Consider the following 18,012-nt stretch of genomic DNA (forward strand, 5'->3'; position numbering starts at 1 on the left):
CTATTGTAATTGACTCATGGGAGGTTGTGGGTATCGAAGGTTTGACCACTGCAGGGTTTTATGGGCCGCTTGGCAGTGGCAGCCATGAAACCCATAAAGATTTCGTGGCCAATCCCATAAATGCGGTCGTCGTTTTGCAGGATCCTTACAAAGAAAACAATCCCGATTCCAAGACCCTGGTTATCCTGACCAACAGCCCTGCAAGTAAACCGTTAAAGGTCTATGACGGGTATGATCCCCGCAGCGAAATTGAAAACTCCCTGTTTCGGGAAGCAAAGCAGGCGTGGTTCATCCAGAGGCCTCCACAAAATACCAAGGCTGCTTTTAGAGCCCATGCGTATCTAACCATCTTGACCATGGCCCTGACCACTGCCTATCAAGGCTGGATGGATCAACAGGATAAATTGGAACAGAACGGCCAAGATACCGGAATTCGTAAATTCCGGGAAAAGGTCAAGGAAGAAAACGGCAACAAGCTTATAATCTTTGACCAGGACCGCTACGCCATCTTTGATGCCTATGAGGTTTTCATTCTCTGCGGTCGTAATGTTCTTATGCCAACCGGAGTTCCTGAAAGGATCACCAAAGAAGATATATTACAAAAGTACAGTGTTCAGCTGGAATGATTTTATTCCTGAACTTTACTGCTCTTTCCTGAAATTCTCCCTCCACCTTTTTTGAGTACTGCTGTTGTCAGAGACAATCTGCCAGCCTCGTTGTTCGAATTTTATACCCCATAAATAATCTGCGCTGTTGCCGTCTCAATCCTGGCTATGGTGGTATTTTTACCCATAGCTTGAGAAAAGACGATCACAGCTTGCCTCTGAAGGCTCAAAAGAGCCTCCTGTGCTGCGTCACAAAATTCGCCTGCGCTTATATGAAATATCCAGAGAAAACAAGGGGCTGAAGTGTTAAGTGAAAAGAAATATCCCCTTCCAGTGAACGGTTATGCGGGACTCGCCGCGGATCAGGAGCGAGACCGGAGGCAAACTTGTTTGCCGACGGGATCGTCTGCTGCAGCCGCTGGTTGTGAGGCGCGGAGCGCCGAGCACCCAGCGGATGGTAATACGCGGCGATTGTTGCCGGGCGCGGAGCGTCCGGCAACAACACGGGTTTATAAGAATATTTACCTTAAAGCAGATCGAATCTTGTGGACGGCTCAAGATTCAGACTTCTTGTCCCCGCCCTTTATCCGGACCTGAGTAAAACTTTCTCCATTTCCACATAAAGCGACCCTTAAGATGACCGGGGGCCATCGATCCTGCTAACTGTGCTATCCGGCTCAGGGTCGGATAAAGATATGATTTCTTGAGCACCTGACTATTCGGCGGTAAAAAAATAGTCAACATAAACACGATGGCTATTGCCAAGACCAGTCCCTTGGCAAGACCTACAACAACTCCCAGAAGCCTGTCAATCCAGCCTAATTGAAGGGCCTTGAGCGTTCTTTGAACTATGATTCCGGCAATACAGAAAATAAGATATACCAAAAAAAATATTAACATAAATGAAACAAGAGAGCGCCACATCTCATCCTGTATCCATGGTGAAAGCCTGAATGATATGGATGAAAACCGGTGGACAGCCACCCAAAATCCCAATATCACACCAAGAAGAGAAGCTACTGACCTGCTGAAACCTGTCCAAAGGCTGTGGCAAACAAAAAAAGCAAGCATTCCTCCCAGGAGAATATCAAGCCAGTTGAAATTACAATCTATCGCCATGGTGTCACCTTTAGCCTATAACTTTCTCGGCAAGACGAGTCGCTTCATTTAGACTATTTTCAAGATTTCTTCGGAACTCCTCTATCTGTATTCCTCTGGCGTCTGGCGGCACTGAAATCGGCTTTCCGTATGCCATGACTGCTTTGCTGCCAGGAAATGGAAGGATTGTACGGTCCCAACTGTTAAATCTAAAGGCCGGCCTGGCAGCAAAACCAGTCGGCACGACAGGGACCCCTGTCTCCCTGGCCAGAACAACCGCGCCTTTCTGGGCTATCCGTGCAGGCCCTTTTGATCCATCGGCCACAATACCGGCGATACACCCCTGCTGCCGCATTATCCTTGTCATCTCCTTGATAGCGAGAAGCCCTCCTTTATGCCTGGAGCCACGTATTGGAATCTGCCCCCAACTGATTAAGGACCTTGCCACCCATTCCCCATCGGAACTGCCGCTCACCATGACGACCGCAGGATAACGTCTGAAACAAAAAAGGGTATATATCAAGTTTGCATGCCACAATGTTATTATGGCAGGGTGGCCGGGTTCAAGCAAAGGCCTTATGGTATTTTTCCCAACAACAGTGAACCTGCAAGAGGCCAGCCAGAGTTCAACAAGGCGAAACAATACGGCATGCAACCCTGACCACGGTTTATTTACAATAATCGAAGGATCGTCTACTATAGACTCTCGCGCTTTCATGTAGTATGAGATAACATGCAGTTATATATTGATCAAGTATGAGAACAGATATGAGTGAGAAGCTGGATTTTGAGAAAGCGCTTGATGAACTTGAAAGGCTTGTAAAGCAGATGGAAGAGAATGAACTCCCTCTGGAAGAAGCGCTTAAGACCTTTGAGCATGGGATAAATCTCTCCAGATACTGCGCCAAGTGCTTAGATGATGCAGAGAAGCGAATACAGCAGCTTTCACAGGATGAAAACGGAGAGCCCCTGCTGAAGGCTCTGGAAAGAGACGATGAAGGCCTTTGACCTGAGCATATATCTGAAAAAACAGCAGGCCTTGATCAACTCCGCCCTGGATAAGTGGCTCCCCAAGCCGCGAGGCCCTTCAAGTCCTGTGCTCGAGGCCATGAGATACAGTCTGATGTCCGGCGGGAAGAGGGTCCGGCCGATTTTGCTGCTGGCAGGAGCCCAGGCAGTGGGTGGCGACCAGAAAACGCTCCTTCCTGCAGCCTGTGCCCTTGAATGCATCCACACCTATTCGTTAATTCACGACGATCTTCCTGCAATGGACGATGATGATCTGAGGAGGGGCAGACCCACCTGCCATAAAGTCTATGGTGAGGCCATTGCCGTTCTCGCAGGTGATGGCCTTCTCACCTATGCCTTCGAGCTTATTTGTAAGCCGGAGCTTGTGCAAAGCATATCTCCTCCATTACTCAGAGAGGCAATTTTTCTTCTTGCGAGGGCCGCTGGTGTCTCCGGAATGGTAGGAGGCCAGGCTGCGGATATATTAATGGAGGGACGCCCGGTGGATGCGGAAACCCTTTCATTCATACACAGCCACAAGACAGGAGCATTGATAGGTGCGTCCGTGGAGATCGGAGCATTGCTGGGCAAGGGAAACAATGATGAGCTAAATCGTCTGAGAAAGTATGGTGAATCTCTGGGACTTGCCTTTCAGATCAAAGACGATCTTCTGGATGTGGAAGGAGACCAGGAGATTCTCGGAAAGCCGGTGGGTTCGGATGATCGCAATCTAAAGGCCACATATCCTGCCCTGTTCGGACTCAATGAGACAAAAAGAAAGGCGCGGGAACTTCTTGAACAGGCCCTTTCTGAACTGGAAATTTTTGACGAAAATGCTGAGCCTTTGCGGGCAATTGCCCGATATGTAGTGGAAAGAGACAGATAGTGTCTGAATGGAAAGACCTTTCAGGCACAATTTAGTAAATATTCGGTGAACCCGTGGTCCACTGTGGAAGTTGCCATCCGTGCCCTGCCGCAGGAGCGGTTTACCTTTTGCAGGGTTTCGATCGCGGGCCGGATTGCACTGCCTCTCCGGTCTGCGATGAGTGAGCTTTGAAACCCGGGAAAAGGTAACTGCTTCAAGGCAGGATATAATGGGTTTACCGAATAGTTACACAATTTAGGATTAAAAGGATATAATTTTAGAACGTTAAAGGAGAATGGATTCAATGTCAGGTATGCTTGAATCTGTAAAAAGTCCCCGGGACATAAAAAATCTCAAACCCAAGGAGCTTGTTCAACTTGCTTCTGAAATTCGCCGCAAGATCATAGAAACCGTGGCCGAAACCGGAGGGCATCTGGCCCCCAGCCTTGGAGTAGTGGAATTGACCATAGCCCTGCACTATGTATTCGATGCCCCGAAAGACCGGATAGTCTGGGACGTAGGACATCAGGCCTATGCGCACAAACTGCTTACCGGAAGAGTGGACAATTTCCATACATTACGTCAGGATAATGGAATAAGCGGCTTTCCCAAGCGCAGCGAAAGCCCATACGATGCCCTTGATACCGGCCATAGCAGCACGTCCATTTCAGCCGCCCTTGGCATGGCGACCGCCCTGGACCTGAAGGGTGAAAACGCCAAGATAGTGGCGGTAATTGGAGACGGCTCCATGAGTGCCGGCCTTGCCTTTGAGGCACTGAACAATGCCGGCCACCTGAGAAAAGACCTTATCGTCATATTAAACGACAACGAGATGTCCATCTCCCCGAACGTCGGGGCACTGTCATCTTTTCTGAGCAGAAAGCTGACAAGCCGCCCGGCAGCCAGGCTCAAGAAGGAGCTTGAATCCTTTCTCAAGCGTTCGGGTGTTGGTGAAAACATATGGGCGGTGCTGAAGCGCAGTGAGGATTCCCTGAAGGCGCTATTGACTCCCGGGATGCTCTTTGAGTCCCTGCAGTTTGAATACATAGGTCCGTTGCCGGGCCACCACCTGGAGTCCCTGATTCAAACACTCAAGAACATACGTACCATACCCGGACCGGTGCTGGTCCATGTGCTTACCAAGAAAGGCAAGGGTTATCCTCCGGCAGAACGTCATCCTGACCTCTTCCATGGCGTCGGTCCCTTTGAGATCGCAACCGGAAAGCCAAAATCTTCAGCAAGACCCAAACCGCCGTCCTATACAAAAATTTTCAGCCAGACACTTGTACGACTTGCCAGGGAAGATCAAAGGATTGTGGCAATCACCGCGGCCATGCCTGCCGGCACAGGGCTCAGTGCCTTTCAGGAGGCCATTCCGGACAGATTTTTTGATGTAGGAATTGCAGAGCAGCATGCCGTAACCTTTGCGGCAGGTCTGGCGCTGAAAGGGCTTCGACCGGTTGTGGCAATCTACTCAACCTTCCTCCAAAGGGCCTATGATCAGATCATCCACGATGTCTGCCTGACCAATCAGCCTGTGGTTTTCGCAATTGACAGAGGAGGCCTGGTGGGCGAGGACGGACCCACCCATCACGGTGCCTTTGACCTCTCCTACCTGAGGACCATTCCAAACCTGATAGTAATGTCTCCCAAGGACGAAAACGAGCTCCAGCACATGCTTTACACTGCCCTGAGGCACCATGGACCTGCAGCTGTCCGTTATCCAAGGGGATCGGGAGTAGGGACAAGCCTTGATTGGCAGTTGAAAGAGATCCCTATCGGCAAGGGAGAGATTGAGCTGGAAGGACCCGATGTGGGGATAATTGCCATAGGGCACCACGTGTTCACTGCAGGTATTGCGGCAAAAGATCTGGCCCGGCATGGAATAAAGGCCTCAGTGATAAATGCCCGCTTCGTCAAACCCATTGACCATGACCTGATAACAGAAATCGCCCGCAGGACCGGACATATACTTACAATTGAAGAAAACTCACTGGCAGGAGGATTCGGATCAGCAGTTCTGGAGTGTCTTTCTGACAGTGGCATAACCTCTGTCAAGGTTTGTCGTCTTGGGCTCCCGGACAGATTCGTGGAGCACGGAAGTCAGAAGACCCTGAGAAGGCTTGTAAATCTTGACGTCCCGTCAATAGTTAAGGCCGTGCGATCCATGATAAAGTCTAAAGAGACAAAATCTGTCGGTTCAGCAACAGTACATACATTACCCGTACTCGTTTGAGCCATATTTAATCTGGTACCATAGTATTTTTTTGTCAATATTTTGACATTGTCTCTTTTTATCTCCTACCTATATTTACATGCAAAGTGTTCCCAAGCTCCTTGGCATAAGGCTCTGGAGCGTTTCAGTTAAAAACGCCGGAGTTCAATAATTTCAAGGTACAAATATTGCGTCTGATGAAAATAATACTTATACTTAAGATAAAATTATCATCAGAAAAACCGGAAAATGAAATGCCTAAAAACCCCAAATAGACCGACTCAGCCTGCTATATGCAAAAATTGCAGACGCAATTGTGAGTTGGCCGGAAGGCGACGCAGCTACAGAAAGATCAAGTCCTGAGTCCTTCTGCATACAGGATTCAGAATTCTTCTTTGTCGAATTCTCCACCTACTGAATAATCTGATATCTCATCCTGCCATCTGCGTCGCTCCTTCCAGTAACCAAATATAATGGCCAGCGCTGCACCGACGGTCAGTCCTGCAAAGCCTGCAAATATCCAGTTCGGGGAATACAAGTCGTGTTCGCGTTCCTCATCCGGATCAAGCTCCCTGCCACAATACCGGCATACAAGGGCACCTTTTTTGATTCTTTCTTTGCAGTGGGGACATATCTTGCTGACAAGCATGAAAATCTCCTTAGTACCTAAAGCGGTTCAGGGTTCAGGGTTCAAAGGTTGTAAACACTTGACATCCAATACATTATTAAATGATTTGTTTATTTGCTTCTTTCACCTATTGGGTGAAACATACTTATGCCCTCAATTAAGGCATTATCCTTTTGATATGAACCTCTTAGGGCTTTACAACCTTTGAACCCTGAACCCTGAACCGCTCGACCTATATAGTATGTGATTATATATGGATCACTATGAATCACGCAAAAAAGTCTAAAAAAGGCAGAAATCATGATAGACTTTTCTGCTTCTGTAATGACAGTTTCTTTACCTCTGCTTCAGATGGACGAACATAAATTGGTTTTAAGGTCTTAAAATCATCAGGCCTTCTTTCCTTTTGCCATCTAAGCTCTGCCAGGACGCCCACTGATGCGGCCCTCACATGGGCCATGTGGCCCGGAACAATAACCGCTCGGTTACCCAGCCCGTGCACAAATACATCCTGATACAGCAAAAGACCGCCGCCAAGCAATAATACCCTTTGATCATATGGTACAAAGAGGGCCAATTCCTCTGGAGAAATGGTCTGATACGGGCTTATCTTCTCTAACTCGCTGGAATCCATGATCTGATAGAGGGCTGTATAAACTTTCGACTTCCTGGCGTCCAGTACCGGGCACACAATATCTCCCTTGCATGCAATAACATGACTTGCCAGGGCATCAAGTGTCGGAACACCAATCAACGGTAATCCTAAGGCAAAAGCCAGCCCCTTTATAGTGGCAAGGCCTATTCTGAGTCCGGTAAAACTGCCGGGACCCAGGCTTACGGCAAGGAGATCAAGGTCAGACCACTTGACTCCCAGCCTCTGCATCAACCATTTGATAATGACCATCAGTGTCCTGGAGTGGGTCTCTTTACCTGCAAGGCTCATTTCGGCCACAGGCCGGCCATCGCATATCAACGCCACTCCTCCCATACAGTCAGATGTCTCAATAGACAAGGTGAGCACAGATCTACCCGATCACCAAATCTCTGAATCCTTCAATTTCTCATCCTGAAAGGGGAAATCCCAAAAGTCGAGCGATGTCATTGTAAAAAATGACCAGCATCATGACCAGCAGTATAAAGATCCCTATCTGCTGAGCTACCACTTTCTGTCGCATGGTAAGAGAACGCCCGGTGACGCCCTCTACTGCCAGGAAGGCCAGATGACCGCCGTCCAGAGCGGGTATGGGGAGCAAATTCAGGAACCCTATGTTTACGCTCAGAAGGGCCATGAAATAGAAGAGATTGAGGATTCCCTGCTCAGCCTGTTGCCCGGCCATCTGGGCAATCATTATTGGTCCGCCCAGAGTGGAAAGAGGAATTACACGCTGGAATAGTTTCACAATAACCTGTCCGGTGAGGACAATGAGCTCCCAGGTGCGGGAAAATGCCTGCCCAAAGGCAGTCAACGGATCCAGTTTCTCTATTTCAAACTCACCTGATGCTGAAACCCCGATCATTGGCATCTTAACTTCTTCACCGAATATGTTTTTAATCTTATAAATCCTTGGAACGACATCTACTGATACAGTAGTCCGACCTCGTTCTAATGTCAGGGTAATACTGCTCCCGTCATTGGCCCTGATCTCCTCGGACACCTCTTCCCATCTATGTACTTTGCGTCCGTCTATGGCAACTATGCGATCTCCCGGCATTACTCCCGCCTTTTCGGCAGGGGAACCAGCCTGGACCTCACCGATACCCGTTAAAATAATCGGTTTTCCATATACCAAAAAAATCACGAAAAAGATAAGCCAGGCAAAAATAAAATTAAAAGCAGGGCCTGCAGCTACCACAAAGGACCTTTTCCAGACCGGTTTGCACGAAAAAGACCAGGGCCTTTCTTCCGGAGATACGGTCTCGTCCGGTTGCTCTCCCAGCATTTTTACAAACCCGCCAAGTGGAATCGCTGAAATGCAGTAATCCGTTGCTCCGTGCACCACACCACAGACTCTTGGCCCGAAACCCAGTGAAAACTTCAGGACCCTGATGCCAAATCTCCTGGCCATAATGAAGTGTCCAAACTCATGGACCAGTATTATACCGCTAAGTACCAATAAAAAAGACCAAAGAGTGGTCATATCGATTTCTCCAGTATAATCCCTTCGGCCCTCAGCCGTGCCATGGCATCTGCCTTCAGCACGTCATCAAGATCCCTGATATCCTCAACAGGGAAGGCCTCGATCACTTCCCGAACTACCTCGTGTATTGCCGTAAAACCCATACGTTTCTGAAGAAAGGCCTCTACGGCCGCCTCATTTGCAGCATTGAGGGCCGTTGTAGCAGTCCCTCCTTTCCTTGCTGCATTGTATGCCAATCCAAGGCATGGAAACTTCTCCCAATGTGGCATCTCAAAGACCAGAGAATGCGACTCTACCAGGTTGAGGCTTGGAAGATCCAGCTCCAGACGTCCGGGCCAGGCCAAGGCATAGGCTATCGGCACCCTCATGTCCGGGATTCCCATCTGCGCCAGCACAGAACCATCTATGAATTCCACCATGGAGTGTACGATGCTTTGAGGATGAACCACCACGTCTATCCGATCCACGGGGATGTCAAAAAGCCAGCGGGCCTCTATAACCTCAAGCCCCTTATTCATCAAGGTAGCTGAATCCACCGATATTTTTGCTCCCATGGACCATCTGGGGTGCCTTACAGCCTCCTCCGGTGTCACCCTGGCAAGCTCATCTATATCTCTATCCTTGAATGGACCACCGGATGCAGTGAGCACTATGCGCCTTACGTCTTTCTTGGGATACCCTCTCAGGCACTGAAAGATGGCGGAATGCTCGCTGTCTATAGGTATTATGGCAGCGCCCTTTTCTCTTGCCAGAGATGTGACCAGAGAGCCGGCAGTCACAAGGGATTCCTTGTTGGCCAATGCAACGTCTTTCCCTGCCTCAAGAGCGGCAAGGGTTGGTATCAGTCCTGCCGCACCTACCATAGCCGATACCACAAGGTCTGCACCGTCAACTGTTGCAACTGCCTTATATCCTTCTTTCCCATAAAGGACCCTGGTGTCGGCAAATCCGGTCATGGATCTGACTTGATCAGCAAGCTCGGCAGTCATTACTGACACGACCTCGGGTCTGAATTGCCTTACCTGCTCTGCAAGAAGTTCGACATTTTCCCCGGCAGCAAGACCATTCACTGAGAACCGACCCTTGGAGCGTCTTACGACATCAAGGACTTTTGTGCCAATGGATCCGGTAGATCCCAACAAAGATATACACCTGGTTTCTTTCATCTGATCAAAACACCATCTATCCTGTACAGAGACAGGATCCAATACAGACAGGGAGATGCCAACAGCACCGCATCGACCCTATCCAAGATACCCCCATGCCCGGGCAGTATGCTACCTGAATCCTTGACACCGGCAGAACGTTTGACCATTGATTCAACCAGATCCCCCACCTGACCGACTGCTCCAATGACCAGCGCCAGGAGTATCAAGGCCCTCGGGTCAATATCCCTTAAGAGCACAAACCAGAGAAAAAAGGCCGCTACGGCATTTGAAATCAGCCCTCCGGCAGCTCCCTCAACTGTCTTTCCCTTGCTCACATTAGGGCACAACTTGTGTCTTCCAATACCTTTTCCTGCATAATATGCCCCGGCATCACCACTAAAGACTGTTACCAGGAGAAACAGTACCCACTCTCTCCCCATGGGCATGTGACGTAAGAGCCCCAAATGGGCCGCACATACACCTACATAGGCTATCCCCATGAAAAATGATGTCCAGTTCCATGCAGCATTGGACCACCTGTTGTAGGAAACAAGAAACAGTAAGGCACTTCCAAGGAAGGCTATATAAACAGCAGGAACTATAAATTCGGGATTCCCCCACAACAATACCGAGAACGCAGGAAACAGCCCAAGGATAACCCCAAGGCCTTGTATTACTCTACGCCCTGAAAAACAAATAGTAAAGTACTCGTACAAACATAAAGCGGTTGCCCCTAAGAGCACCAGGTCGAAAAGCATCCTCCCGCCCCACCAGAGCACTATGAAAAGCAAAGGGCCCAGGGCCGCTGCAGTTAAAAGCCTTAGGCGGTGCATGATTCGGAATGCTGTTCGTCAGTCAACCCAAAACGGCGTTCTCTCTTCTGATACTCGAAAAGGGCCTTCAAGAGCTCATCCTCGTCAAAATCCGGCCAAAGAGTGGGAGTGATATAAAACTCTGAATATGCTGTCTGAAAAAGGAGGAAGTTGCTGAGCCTGTTCTCTCCGCTTGTGCGAATGAGCAGATCAGGATCAGGAAGCCCTGCTGTATCAAGGTTTGAAGCGAACACGGCCTCATCTATGTCTTCCGGATCCAGAGTTCCTGAAAGGCATCTTTTTGCAAGACGTCTGGCTGCCCCTACTATCTCTGCCCTGCCTCCATAGCTCAAGGCGAGGTTAAGAATCATGGCGGTATTGGAAGAAGTCCTCTCAATGGTATTCAGAAGACAGGTCCTGACCCGTTCAGGAAGCCTTTCAATCTGTCCGATGGCCCGAAGAGAGATCTGATTCCCAAGCATCTCATCAAGCTCGCTCTTCAGATTATCATAGAGCAGGTCCATTAATGCACTCACCTCTGCCCTGGGACGACCCCAGTTCTCCTGTGAAAATGCATATAAGGTCAAAACGGGTATATCTAACTCTCTGCACAGGCGGACCGTAGAATGTACGGCCTTCACACCCTGTCTGTGGCCGATGATCCTGGGTAATCCTCGACGCTTGGCCCACCTGCCGTTACCGTCCATAATGATGGCAAGGTGTCTTGGCAGCCGAATAAGGTCTGGTGGCTTAGTCATTCTTATTATCAGAACTCCAGTATCTCTTTCTCCTTATCGGCAATAATCCCCTCTACTTTCTTGATATGATCGTCGGTTACCTTTTGAACCTCGTCCTGGAGCCTGAAGAAATCATCCTCTGAGATCTCCTTGGCTTTCTTCCGGCCCTTAAGACGTTCAATGGCCTCCCTTCGTATATTCCGAATTGCCACTCTGCATTCTTCAGCCATCTTTTTTACCAGCTTGAACAATTCCTTTCTGCGTTCCTCTGTCAAGGGTGGCACATGTACTCTGATGATCTTGCCGTCATTAGCGGGAGTGAGGCCAAGGTCGGACTTAAGAACGGCCTTTTCAATATCTCCCAGGATCTTGATATCCCAAGGCTGTATGGTCAAAAGCCGGCTCTCCGGTATGGCAATGGAAGCCACTTGATTAAGGGGCATGGAAGTTCCATAATAATCGACATTAATTCCTTCCAGCAGGGCAGCCGAAGCCCTTCCGGTTCGTACACGAGAAAGGTCCCGTTCAAAGGCACCGATAGCCTTGTCCATCTTACCGCTCGCTTCCCGGATCTCTGTCTTTTTCATCTTCAATCACCTCCTCCAACCAGCGTGCCCACCTTCTCACCCATCACGGCCCGCTCTATATTGCCAGGGATCTGCATATTAAACACGACTACCGGAAGTCCTGCATCCTTTGCCAGAGATATTGCAGCAGCGTCCATGACCTTAAGGCCCTTTTCAAGAACTTCCTGATAGGTCAGTCGATCATACCTCTTCGCATCAGGAACGACTTCCGGGTTTTTGTCATAGACGCCATTCACCCTTGTGGCCTTGAAGAGGACATCTGCATCTATCTCAAGGGCCCTGAGGGCTGCTGCAGTATCGGTAGTAAAGAAAGGATTTCCAGTCCCTGCGGCAAATATGACCACCCGGCCCTTCATCAAATGATTGAGTGCCCTTCCCCTTATGAAAGGCTCTGCAATTTGACCTATCTCTATGGCCGAAAGCACCCTCACCTGGACCCCGTGCCTGTTTAAGGCATCCTGAAGGGCCAGGGAATTCATGACCGTGGCAAGCATGCCCATCTGGTCGGCAGTAGTCCTGTCCATCCCCTGGGCGGAACCGGCTATCCCCCTGAATATGTTTCCGCCTCCCACAACCAGTCCTATCTCCACGCCCAGTTCATGGACCCGGCCAATCTCACGTGCAAGGACATCCATGACCGCCGGGGATATCCCATAAGGCACATCTCCCAGCAGGGCCTCACCGCTGAGCTTCAGTAAAATGCGACTGTAGGCCGGAGTACCGTGTGTCTTTTCAGACATTATTCCGCTTCCACCCCGACCTGGAACCGTACAAAACGCCTGATATTTATATTCTCACCCATCTTGGCAATCAGCTCATTTAAAAGGTCCTGGATAGTTATGTCCGGATTCTTCACATAGGGTTGCTCCAGCAGGCACACCTCCTTATAGAATTTTTCAATGCGACCGCTGACGATCTTTTCAATTATGTGATCCGGCTTACCGGACTCCTCGGCCTGCCTGCGAAAGATCTCCTTCTCCTTCTCTATAAGCTCAGGAGGGGTATCTTCACGTTTTATGCAAACAGGATTAACGGCTGCAATATGCATGGCCAGGTCTCTGGCAAACCGGACAAACTGATCTGTCTTTGCCACGAAATCCGTCTCACAATTGACCTCAACCATAACACCAAGCTTGTTACCGGCATGAATATAACACTGGACAGCGCCTTCAGAAGTCGACCGTCCCGCCCTTTTTGCGGCAACGGAAAGCCCTTTCTGACGCAGCCAGTCAACGCTTTTACCCATATCTCCATTGCACTCTTGAAGAGCCTTCTTGCAATCCATCATACCTGCCTTGGTCCGTTCTCTGAGTTCTTTGACCATTGCAGCAGTAACTTTTGTCATTATGTCAATCCTCCAAATTAATTCTAGTCTTGAAAACCTGGTCTTTGGGGACAAGAGCTCTGCAGAAATCCCGAATTCTGCTTGCAGAGTGGACTAATTAAAATTACTTTGATAATATCGGAAATTATCTTTTATCAGGCACTTGCCTCAGAACCGGCATCCTCGCCTGTAGCGGCTTCACTGGCAGCGGCTTCAGCAACGGCTCCTTCCCCCTCACCGGCAGTATCCTCGCCTGTGATCTCCTCTTCAACTTCTTTGTCGGCAGCCGCCTGCCGGGCTTCGGCCAACTTTTTCCTGCCCTCAAGGGAGGCGTTTGCTATTAAAGATGAAATAAGACGTATGGCCCGGATGGCATCATCATTTCCTGGAATAATGTAATCTATACCGTCAGGATCGCAGTTGGTATCGACTATTGCAATCACCGGGATTCCGAGTTTGTTGGCTTCTCTTACCGCGATCTGCTCCAGCCTTGAGTCTACAACAAAAACAGCAGCAGGCAGCGAATCCATATCCTTTATCCCGCCAAGATTGCGATCCAGTTTCTGACGCAACCTGTCCATACGCAGGACCTCTTTCTTGGGAAAGCGCTCGATAGTGCCGTCCTCAAACATGGCTTCAAGTCTCTTCAGGCGATCGATACCCTTCTGAATGGTCTCGAAATTTGTAAGCATCCCGCCCAGCCAACGGTTGCTTACGAATGGCATTCCGCAACGATTGGCTTCCTCAATTATGGAATCCTGGGCCTGCTTCTTGGTGCCTACGAAAAGTATCTTCCCGCCCTGGGCAACGGTATCCACCACAAACTCATAAGCAACCTTGAAGAGCTTTACGGTCTTCTGGAGATCTATAATATAGATCCCGTTTCTGGCACCGAAGATGTAAGGCTTCATCTTGGGATTCCATCGTCTGGTCTGATGTCCGAAGTGGACACCTGCCTCAAGCAACTGTTTCATCGTAACGTAGGCCATAATTTCTCCTTACAGTAAATGTGGTTTTTTCCTCCGTCCGGCAACAATAACACCCTCACACCATCTGAAAACACAGAAGGCACCACCGGGAGTCCGCCAGGACGTGCGTTATCGAAAATAAAATCGGCTCTATGTACCATCTAAGCAATGATTTAGCAAGCCACTCACTTATGTTGAGCGGTTCAATGTTCCCCGTTCAAGGTTTCAGGTTCAGGGTTGACAACCTTTGAACCCTGAACCTGGAACCCCTGTAAAGTAGACTATAACCTTTGAACCCTGAACCTGGAACCAATTATTGTAGGTACAAAGATGGACTTGAATGAAAATGGCAGTTAAGTCATACTAAAGTAAATTTTCGACTTGCGCGGTTACACGTCAGATTGTGCAACACACGAAGAAGAAAAGAATTATCACGAAAACACGAAAAGAATATCGCAACTTGATAGTATAGGAATTTCCTTTTTTTGGACACGGATGAACACAGATTTTTAAATTTATGAACGATAATATTATCTGTGAAAATCTGTGTCCAAAATTTTCTAAGTCCGCCCGAAGGGCGCCACGTTCATTTCTATGTTTTGTTTCGTGTTTTCGTACCTTCGTGTTTTCGTGATTAATTTTGAGTAGTTTCTCTCAAAGGAGTATTAATGAAATTACAAAGGGAGCGATGGAAAAGCGAGTTCGGTTTTGTCTTTGCTACAGTAGGCTCTGCAGTAGGTCTCGGGAATATCTGGAGATTCAGCTATATGGCCTACAGTCACGGAGGAGGCGCTTTCCTCATTCCATACATCATTGCCCTTTTGTCAGCAGGGATCCCCTTATTGATACTGGAATTTGCCATTGGACATGAACGTATAGGTTCGGCACCTCTCGCCTTTGCAAAGATAAATAGAAACTGGGAATGGCTTGGCTGGTGGGCGGTCATTTTTGTGATGTTTGGCATCGTACTTTACTATGCGGTTATTATTGCATGGTGCCTGAACTTCTTTTTTCTTTCCTTCTATCTTGGCTGGGGAAATGACCCCAATAGCTTTTTCTTTGATAAATTTCTCGCAGTAAGTAAATCTCCCTCTGAATTAGGTCACATCAGGGCCCCTATCCTTGCGACACTCTCTGTTGTCTGGTTAATAAACTGGGGCATTGTCTTCAGGGGTGTCCGGCGCGGAATAGAATACATGAACAAGATATTCATGCCCCTGCTCTTTTTTTTGACCGCTGTTCTTGTCATGTGGTCAATTTCACTCGATGGTTCCATGAAGGGCCTGAAAGCATATCTTGAGCCTGATTTTTCAAAATTATCCAATCCGACCGTCTGGATAGACGCATACAGCCAGATCTTTTTTACCCTGAGTCTGGGCTTCGGCATTATGATAGCTTACGCAAGTTATTTGCCCAAGAAGGCTAACATAACAAAAAACGCAATATTGACTGTGTTCATAAACAGCGGTTATTCTCTTTTTGCAGGCATTGCCGTTTTTTCCGTCCTGGGTTTCATGGCCACAACGCAAGGAAAACCCATATCAGAAGTTGTCTCTCAAAGCATAGGCCTTGCCTTTGTTGCATATCCAAAGGCCGTCAGTCTTATACCAGGAGGCAACCTTTTCGGTGCAATCTTTTTTCTCTGCCTTGTTATAGCAGGACTTTCCTCCTCGATATCCATAGTTGAGGCCTTTATTTCAGCAACGATTGACAAGTTCGGCTTCAGCAGAAAGCCTCTCATAACTTTGGTAACAATCCTGGGTTTTTTTGGCTCCATAGTCTTTACCACCCAGGCCGGCCTGCTCTGGTTAGATATCGCAGATCACTTCATCACTCATTACGGGCTTATAGTCGTAGGTATTGCTGAATGTTTTCTTGCTGGATGGTTCTTCAATATCAAGGCCCTCAGAAGACATGTCAACTCTATTTCTTCTATAAAATTGAGGTATTGGTGGGATATCATTATTAAATACTTTGTTCCCTTTGTGCTGGGAGTCATCCTCATTGGAGATCTTTATAATGAGATCAAACAACCTTACGGAGGCTATCCCTGGATGTCACTTATCCTGATCGGATGGAACTGGATATTGCTGACGATAATTGCTGCCCTTGTGTTTGCCGGGCGACCATGGAGGACCAGGTACTATGAAATGGAAGGAAGGAGCCTGAAAAGATGGAGGTAATTTTTGACCCGGATCCCCCTTGCTGATCGGCTCAGGCCAAAAGACCTGGATGAATTCGTAGGCCAGGACCACCTTCTGAACCGGGGCAAGATACTGAATACCCTTTTAGATCGAGGGAGTATCCCTTCGTTGATCCTGTGGGGACCGCCAGGATGCGGGAAGACTACTCTTGCCAGAATTTTTGCACGAAGGGTAGAAGCCAACTTCATTTCCTTCTCCGCGGTCCTTTCAGGGATAAAGGAGCTCAGGGTCGTCATAAACGACGCAAAGGAAAACACCAAACACGGCGGCCCGTCCACTATCCTGTTTGTTGACGAGATACACCGCTTTAACAAGGCCCAGCAGGATGCGTTTCTGCCCCACGTTGAGAGCGGACTTATTACCCTGATCGGCGCTACCACGGAGAACCCATCCTTTGAAGTCATCCCCCCTTTACTTTCAAGGTGCAGGGTATTAGTCCTCAACCCCTTAGACAATAAAGCCCTTGAGGCCATTTTAAACAGAGCGCTTACAGACACTGAAAGGGGCCTGGGAAGGCTTGAGCTTTCTATTGAAGCCGAGGCGACAGAGTGCCTGATCCGGCGTTCGGATGGTGATGGCAGGACCCTGCTTAACAACCTTGAGATTGCGGCAGAACTTGCTGTATCTGCCAGGCCTGAAGGTAAAGGGGCAACCATTACGCTGGCCCTGCTAGAGGAAGCCATTCAGCAGAAGGCCCTCAGGTACGACAAATCTGGAGAGGAGCACTACAACCTGATATCAGCATTTCACAAAAGCCTCAGGGGCAGTGATCCTGATGCGGCCCTTTACTGGATGGCCCGGATGCTGGCCGCAGGAGAGGACCCTCACTACATTGCTCGACGTATGGTCCGCTTCGCCTCGGAAGATGTGGGAAACGCGGACCCCCAGGCCCTGACTCTGGCAATCGATGCCTTGAAGACATATGATTTCCTCGGGCCCCCGGAAGGAGAACTGGCCCTGGCCCAGGCAGCGGTTTACCTGGCCACGGCACCCAAGAGTAATGCGGTCTATGTGGCCTTTGGAGAATCCCAGGCCGACGCCAGAAAATTCGGCACACTGCCTGTTCCAATGCACATCAGAAATGCACCAACGAGACTCATGAAGGAAATTGGATATGGAAAGGATTACCGCTATGCCCACGACTATCCTGAGGCCCTGGTAGACCAGGGGTACTTACCTTCAGAGCTCAGGGAGCGTATTTACTACAGGCCGTCAAACCGGGGACATGAACGTGTCATCAAGGAAAGATTAGACAAATGGAGAAAGATATTGGCCCGGAGGAGGACACATAAGGGCATTTAACCCGAATTATGCAGTTCAAATTTCACCGAATCTGCTTTGTTGTCGGGCACTTGAAGTACAGGGAGTACGTCTGCGTACCCTCCGCCTCGCATCTTCGGCAAACTTGGCAACTGCATAATCCGGGATAATACCCCACTTCTCAGAAACGATTCGTTTTGACAACAAATAGGACCTAAAATGTTCCAACGCACTCCTCAAAATAACAAATCCTCATTATTATACAGACTCTGCATAATACCCAAATAAGAGCGTGTCCCGTAAATCATATCAGCCGAAGATTTCGATTCGGCCAAATTTTGGCCTTATGCCCCTCTGGACTTTCTGGAAATGCTGATTATTGAGATTCATTGTCATAAGAGCCTTATTCCACCCC

The 18,012-nt window shown here is 48.7% G+C and carries 18 protein-coding genes; 6 read left to right on the forward strand and 12 right to left on the reverse strand.

Translation table 11 applies throughout. The features are described from left to right. Window positions 1-26: 26 nt before the first annotated feature. Window positions 27-626: a hypothetical protein gene (locus tag C4B57_07255; protein PXF54450.1), complete on the forward strand. Its 600-nt coding sequence runs from the start codon at window positions 27-29 to the stop codon at window positions 624-626. Between the two features lie 540 nt (window positions 627-1,166). Here the strand turns inward: C4B57_07255 and C4B57_07260 are convergent. After that, window positions 1,167-1,724 carry a hypothetical protein gene (locus tag C4B57_07260; GenBank protein ID PXF54451.1) on the reverse strand — a complete coding sequence of 186 codons (558 nt, stop codon included), beginning with the start codon at window positions 1,722-1,724 and terminating at the stop codon, window positions 1,167-1,169. A gap of 10 nt (window positions 1,725-1,734) precedes the next feature. Beyond that, window positions 1,735-2,421 (reverse strand): hypothetical protein, encoded by a 687-nt coding sequence (locus tag C4B57_07265; protein ID PXF54452.1) that lies wholly within the window; start codon window positions 2,419-2,421, stop codon window positions 1,735-1,737. A 50-nt stretch (window positions 2,422-2,471) separates the two neighbouring features. On the opposite strand from C4B57_07265, the gene C4B57_07270 reads away from it, so the two are divergent. The 3 genes from C4B57_07270 (at window position 2,472) to dxs (ending at window position 5,812) form a co-directional block, all read left to right on the forward strand. Continuing rightward, on the forward strand, window positions 2,472-2,711 hold the full coding sequence (locus C4B57_07270; protein PXF54453.1) for an exodeoxyribonuclease VII small subunit: 240 nt from the start codon (window positions 2,472-2,474) through the stop codon (window positions 2,709-2,711). Next, window positions 2,698-3,597: a hypothetical protein gene (locus tag C4B57_07275; protein PXF54454.1), complete on the forward strand. Its 900-nt coding sequence runs from the start codon at window positions 2,698-2,700 to the stop codon at window positions 3,595-3,597. Before C4B57_07270 ends, C4B57_07275 begins: the two co-directional genes overlap by 14 nt. 283 nt (window positions 3,598-3,880) lie before the next feature. Then, on the forward strand, window positions 3,881-5,812 hold the full coding sequence (gene dxs, locus C4B57_07280; GenBank protein ID PXF54455.1) for a 1-deoxy-D-xylulose-5-phosphate synthase: 1,932 nt from the start codon (window positions 3,881-3,883) through the stop codon (window positions 5,810-5,812). Window positions 5,813-6,173: 361 nt separating this feature from the next. Here the strand turns inward: dxs and C4B57_07285 are convergent, their stop codons facing one another. The 10 genes from C4B57_07285 to rpsB form a co-directional block, all read right to left on the reverse strand. Next, a complete protein-coding gene (locus tag C4B57_07285) occupies window positions 6,174-6,440 on the reverse strand; it encodes a hypothetical protein (GenBank protein ID PXF54456.1) in 267 nt (88 codons plus the stop codon). A gap of 277 nt (window positions 6,441-6,717) precedes the next feature. Further along, window positions 6,718-7,440 (reverse strand): tRNA (adenosine(37)-N6)-threonylcarbamoyltransferase complex dimerization subunit type 1 TsaB, encoded by a 723-nt coding sequence (gene tsaB / locus C4B57_07290; protein PXF54457.1) that lies wholly within the window; start codon window positions 7,438-7,440, stop codon window positions 6,718-6,720. 40 nt (window positions 7,441-7,480) lie between these two features. After that, window positions 7,481-8,557: an RIP metalloprotease RseP gene (rseP, locus tag C4B57_07295; protein PXF54458.1), complete on the reverse strand. Its 1,077-nt coding sequence runs from the start codon at window positions 8,555-8,557 to the stop codon at window positions 7,481-7,483. Further along, entirely contained in the window at window positions 8,554-9,723 is a 1,170-nt protein-coding gene (locus tag C4B57_07300; GenBank protein PXF54459.1) for a 1-deoxy-D-xylulose-5-phosphate reductoisomerase, read from the reverse strand. Before C4B57_07300 ends, rseP begins: the two co-directional genes overlap by 4 nt. Further along, complete coding sequence (locus C4B57_07305; protein ID PXF54460.1) at window positions 9,720-10,538, reverse strand: phosphatidate cytidylyltransferase; 819 nt, start codon at window positions 10,536-10,538, stop codon at window positions 9,720-9,722. Before C4B57_07305 ends, C4B57_07300 begins: the two co-directional genes overlap by 4 nt. Continuing rightward, entirely contained in the window at window positions 10,526-11,275 is a 750-nt protein-coding gene (locus C4B57_07310; protein ID PXF54461.1) for an isoprenyl transferase, read from the reverse strand. Before C4B57_07310 ends, C4B57_07305 begins: the two co-directional genes overlap by 13 nt. 8 nt (window positions 11,276-11,283) lie before the next feature. Beyond that, a complete protein-coding gene (locus C4B57_07315; protein ID PXF54462.1) occupies window positions 11,284-11,841 on the reverse strand; it encodes a ribosome recycling factor in 558 nt (185 codons plus the stop codon). 2 nt (window positions 11,842-11,843) lie between these two features. Then, window positions 11,844-12,581, reverse strand: coding sequence for a UMP kinase (locus tag C4B57_07320; GenBank protein PXF54463.1), 738 nt, complete (start codon window positions 12,579-12,581; stop codon window positions 11,844-11,846). After that, complete coding sequence (gene tsf, locus C4B57_07325; protein ID PXF54464.1) at window positions 12,581-13,186, reverse strand: elongation factor Ts; 606 nt, start codon at window positions 13,184-13,186, stop codon at window positions 12,581-12,583. The genes C4B57_07320 and tsf overlap by 1 nt, the downstream gene beginning before the upstream one ends. Before the next feature lie 134 nt (window positions 13,187-13,320). Beyond that, window positions 13,321-14,154 (reverse strand): 30S ribosomal protein S2, encoded by an 834-nt coding sequence (gene rpsB, locus C4B57_07330; GenBank protein ID PXF54465.1) that lies wholly within the window; start codon window positions 14,152-14,154, stop codon window positions 13,321-13,323. A 647-nt stretch (window positions 14,155-14,801) separates the two neighbouring features. On the opposite strand from rpsB, the gene C4B57_07335 reads away from it, so the two are divergent. Beyond that, window positions 14,802-16,316: a sodium-dependent transporter gene (locus C4B57_07335; protein PXF54466.1), complete on the forward strand. Its 1,515-nt coding sequence runs from the start codon at window positions 14,802-14,804 to the stop codon at window positions 16,314-16,316. Between the two features lie 3 nt (window positions 16,317-16,319). Continuing rightward, window positions 16,320-17,639 carry an AAA family ATPase gene (locus C4B57_07340; protein ID PXF54467.1) on the forward strand — a complete coding sequence of 440 codons (1,320 nt, stop codon included), beginning with the start codon at window positions 16,320-16,322 and terminating at the stop codon, window positions 17,637-17,639. The last annotated feature ends 373 nt before the right edge of the window (window positions 17,640-18,012 follow it).

Source organism: Deltaproteobacteria bacterium (assembly GCA_003194485.1).
Taxonomy (GTDB): domain Bacteria; phylum Desulfobacterota; class Dissulfuribacteria; order Dissulfuribacterales; family UBA3076; genus UBA3076.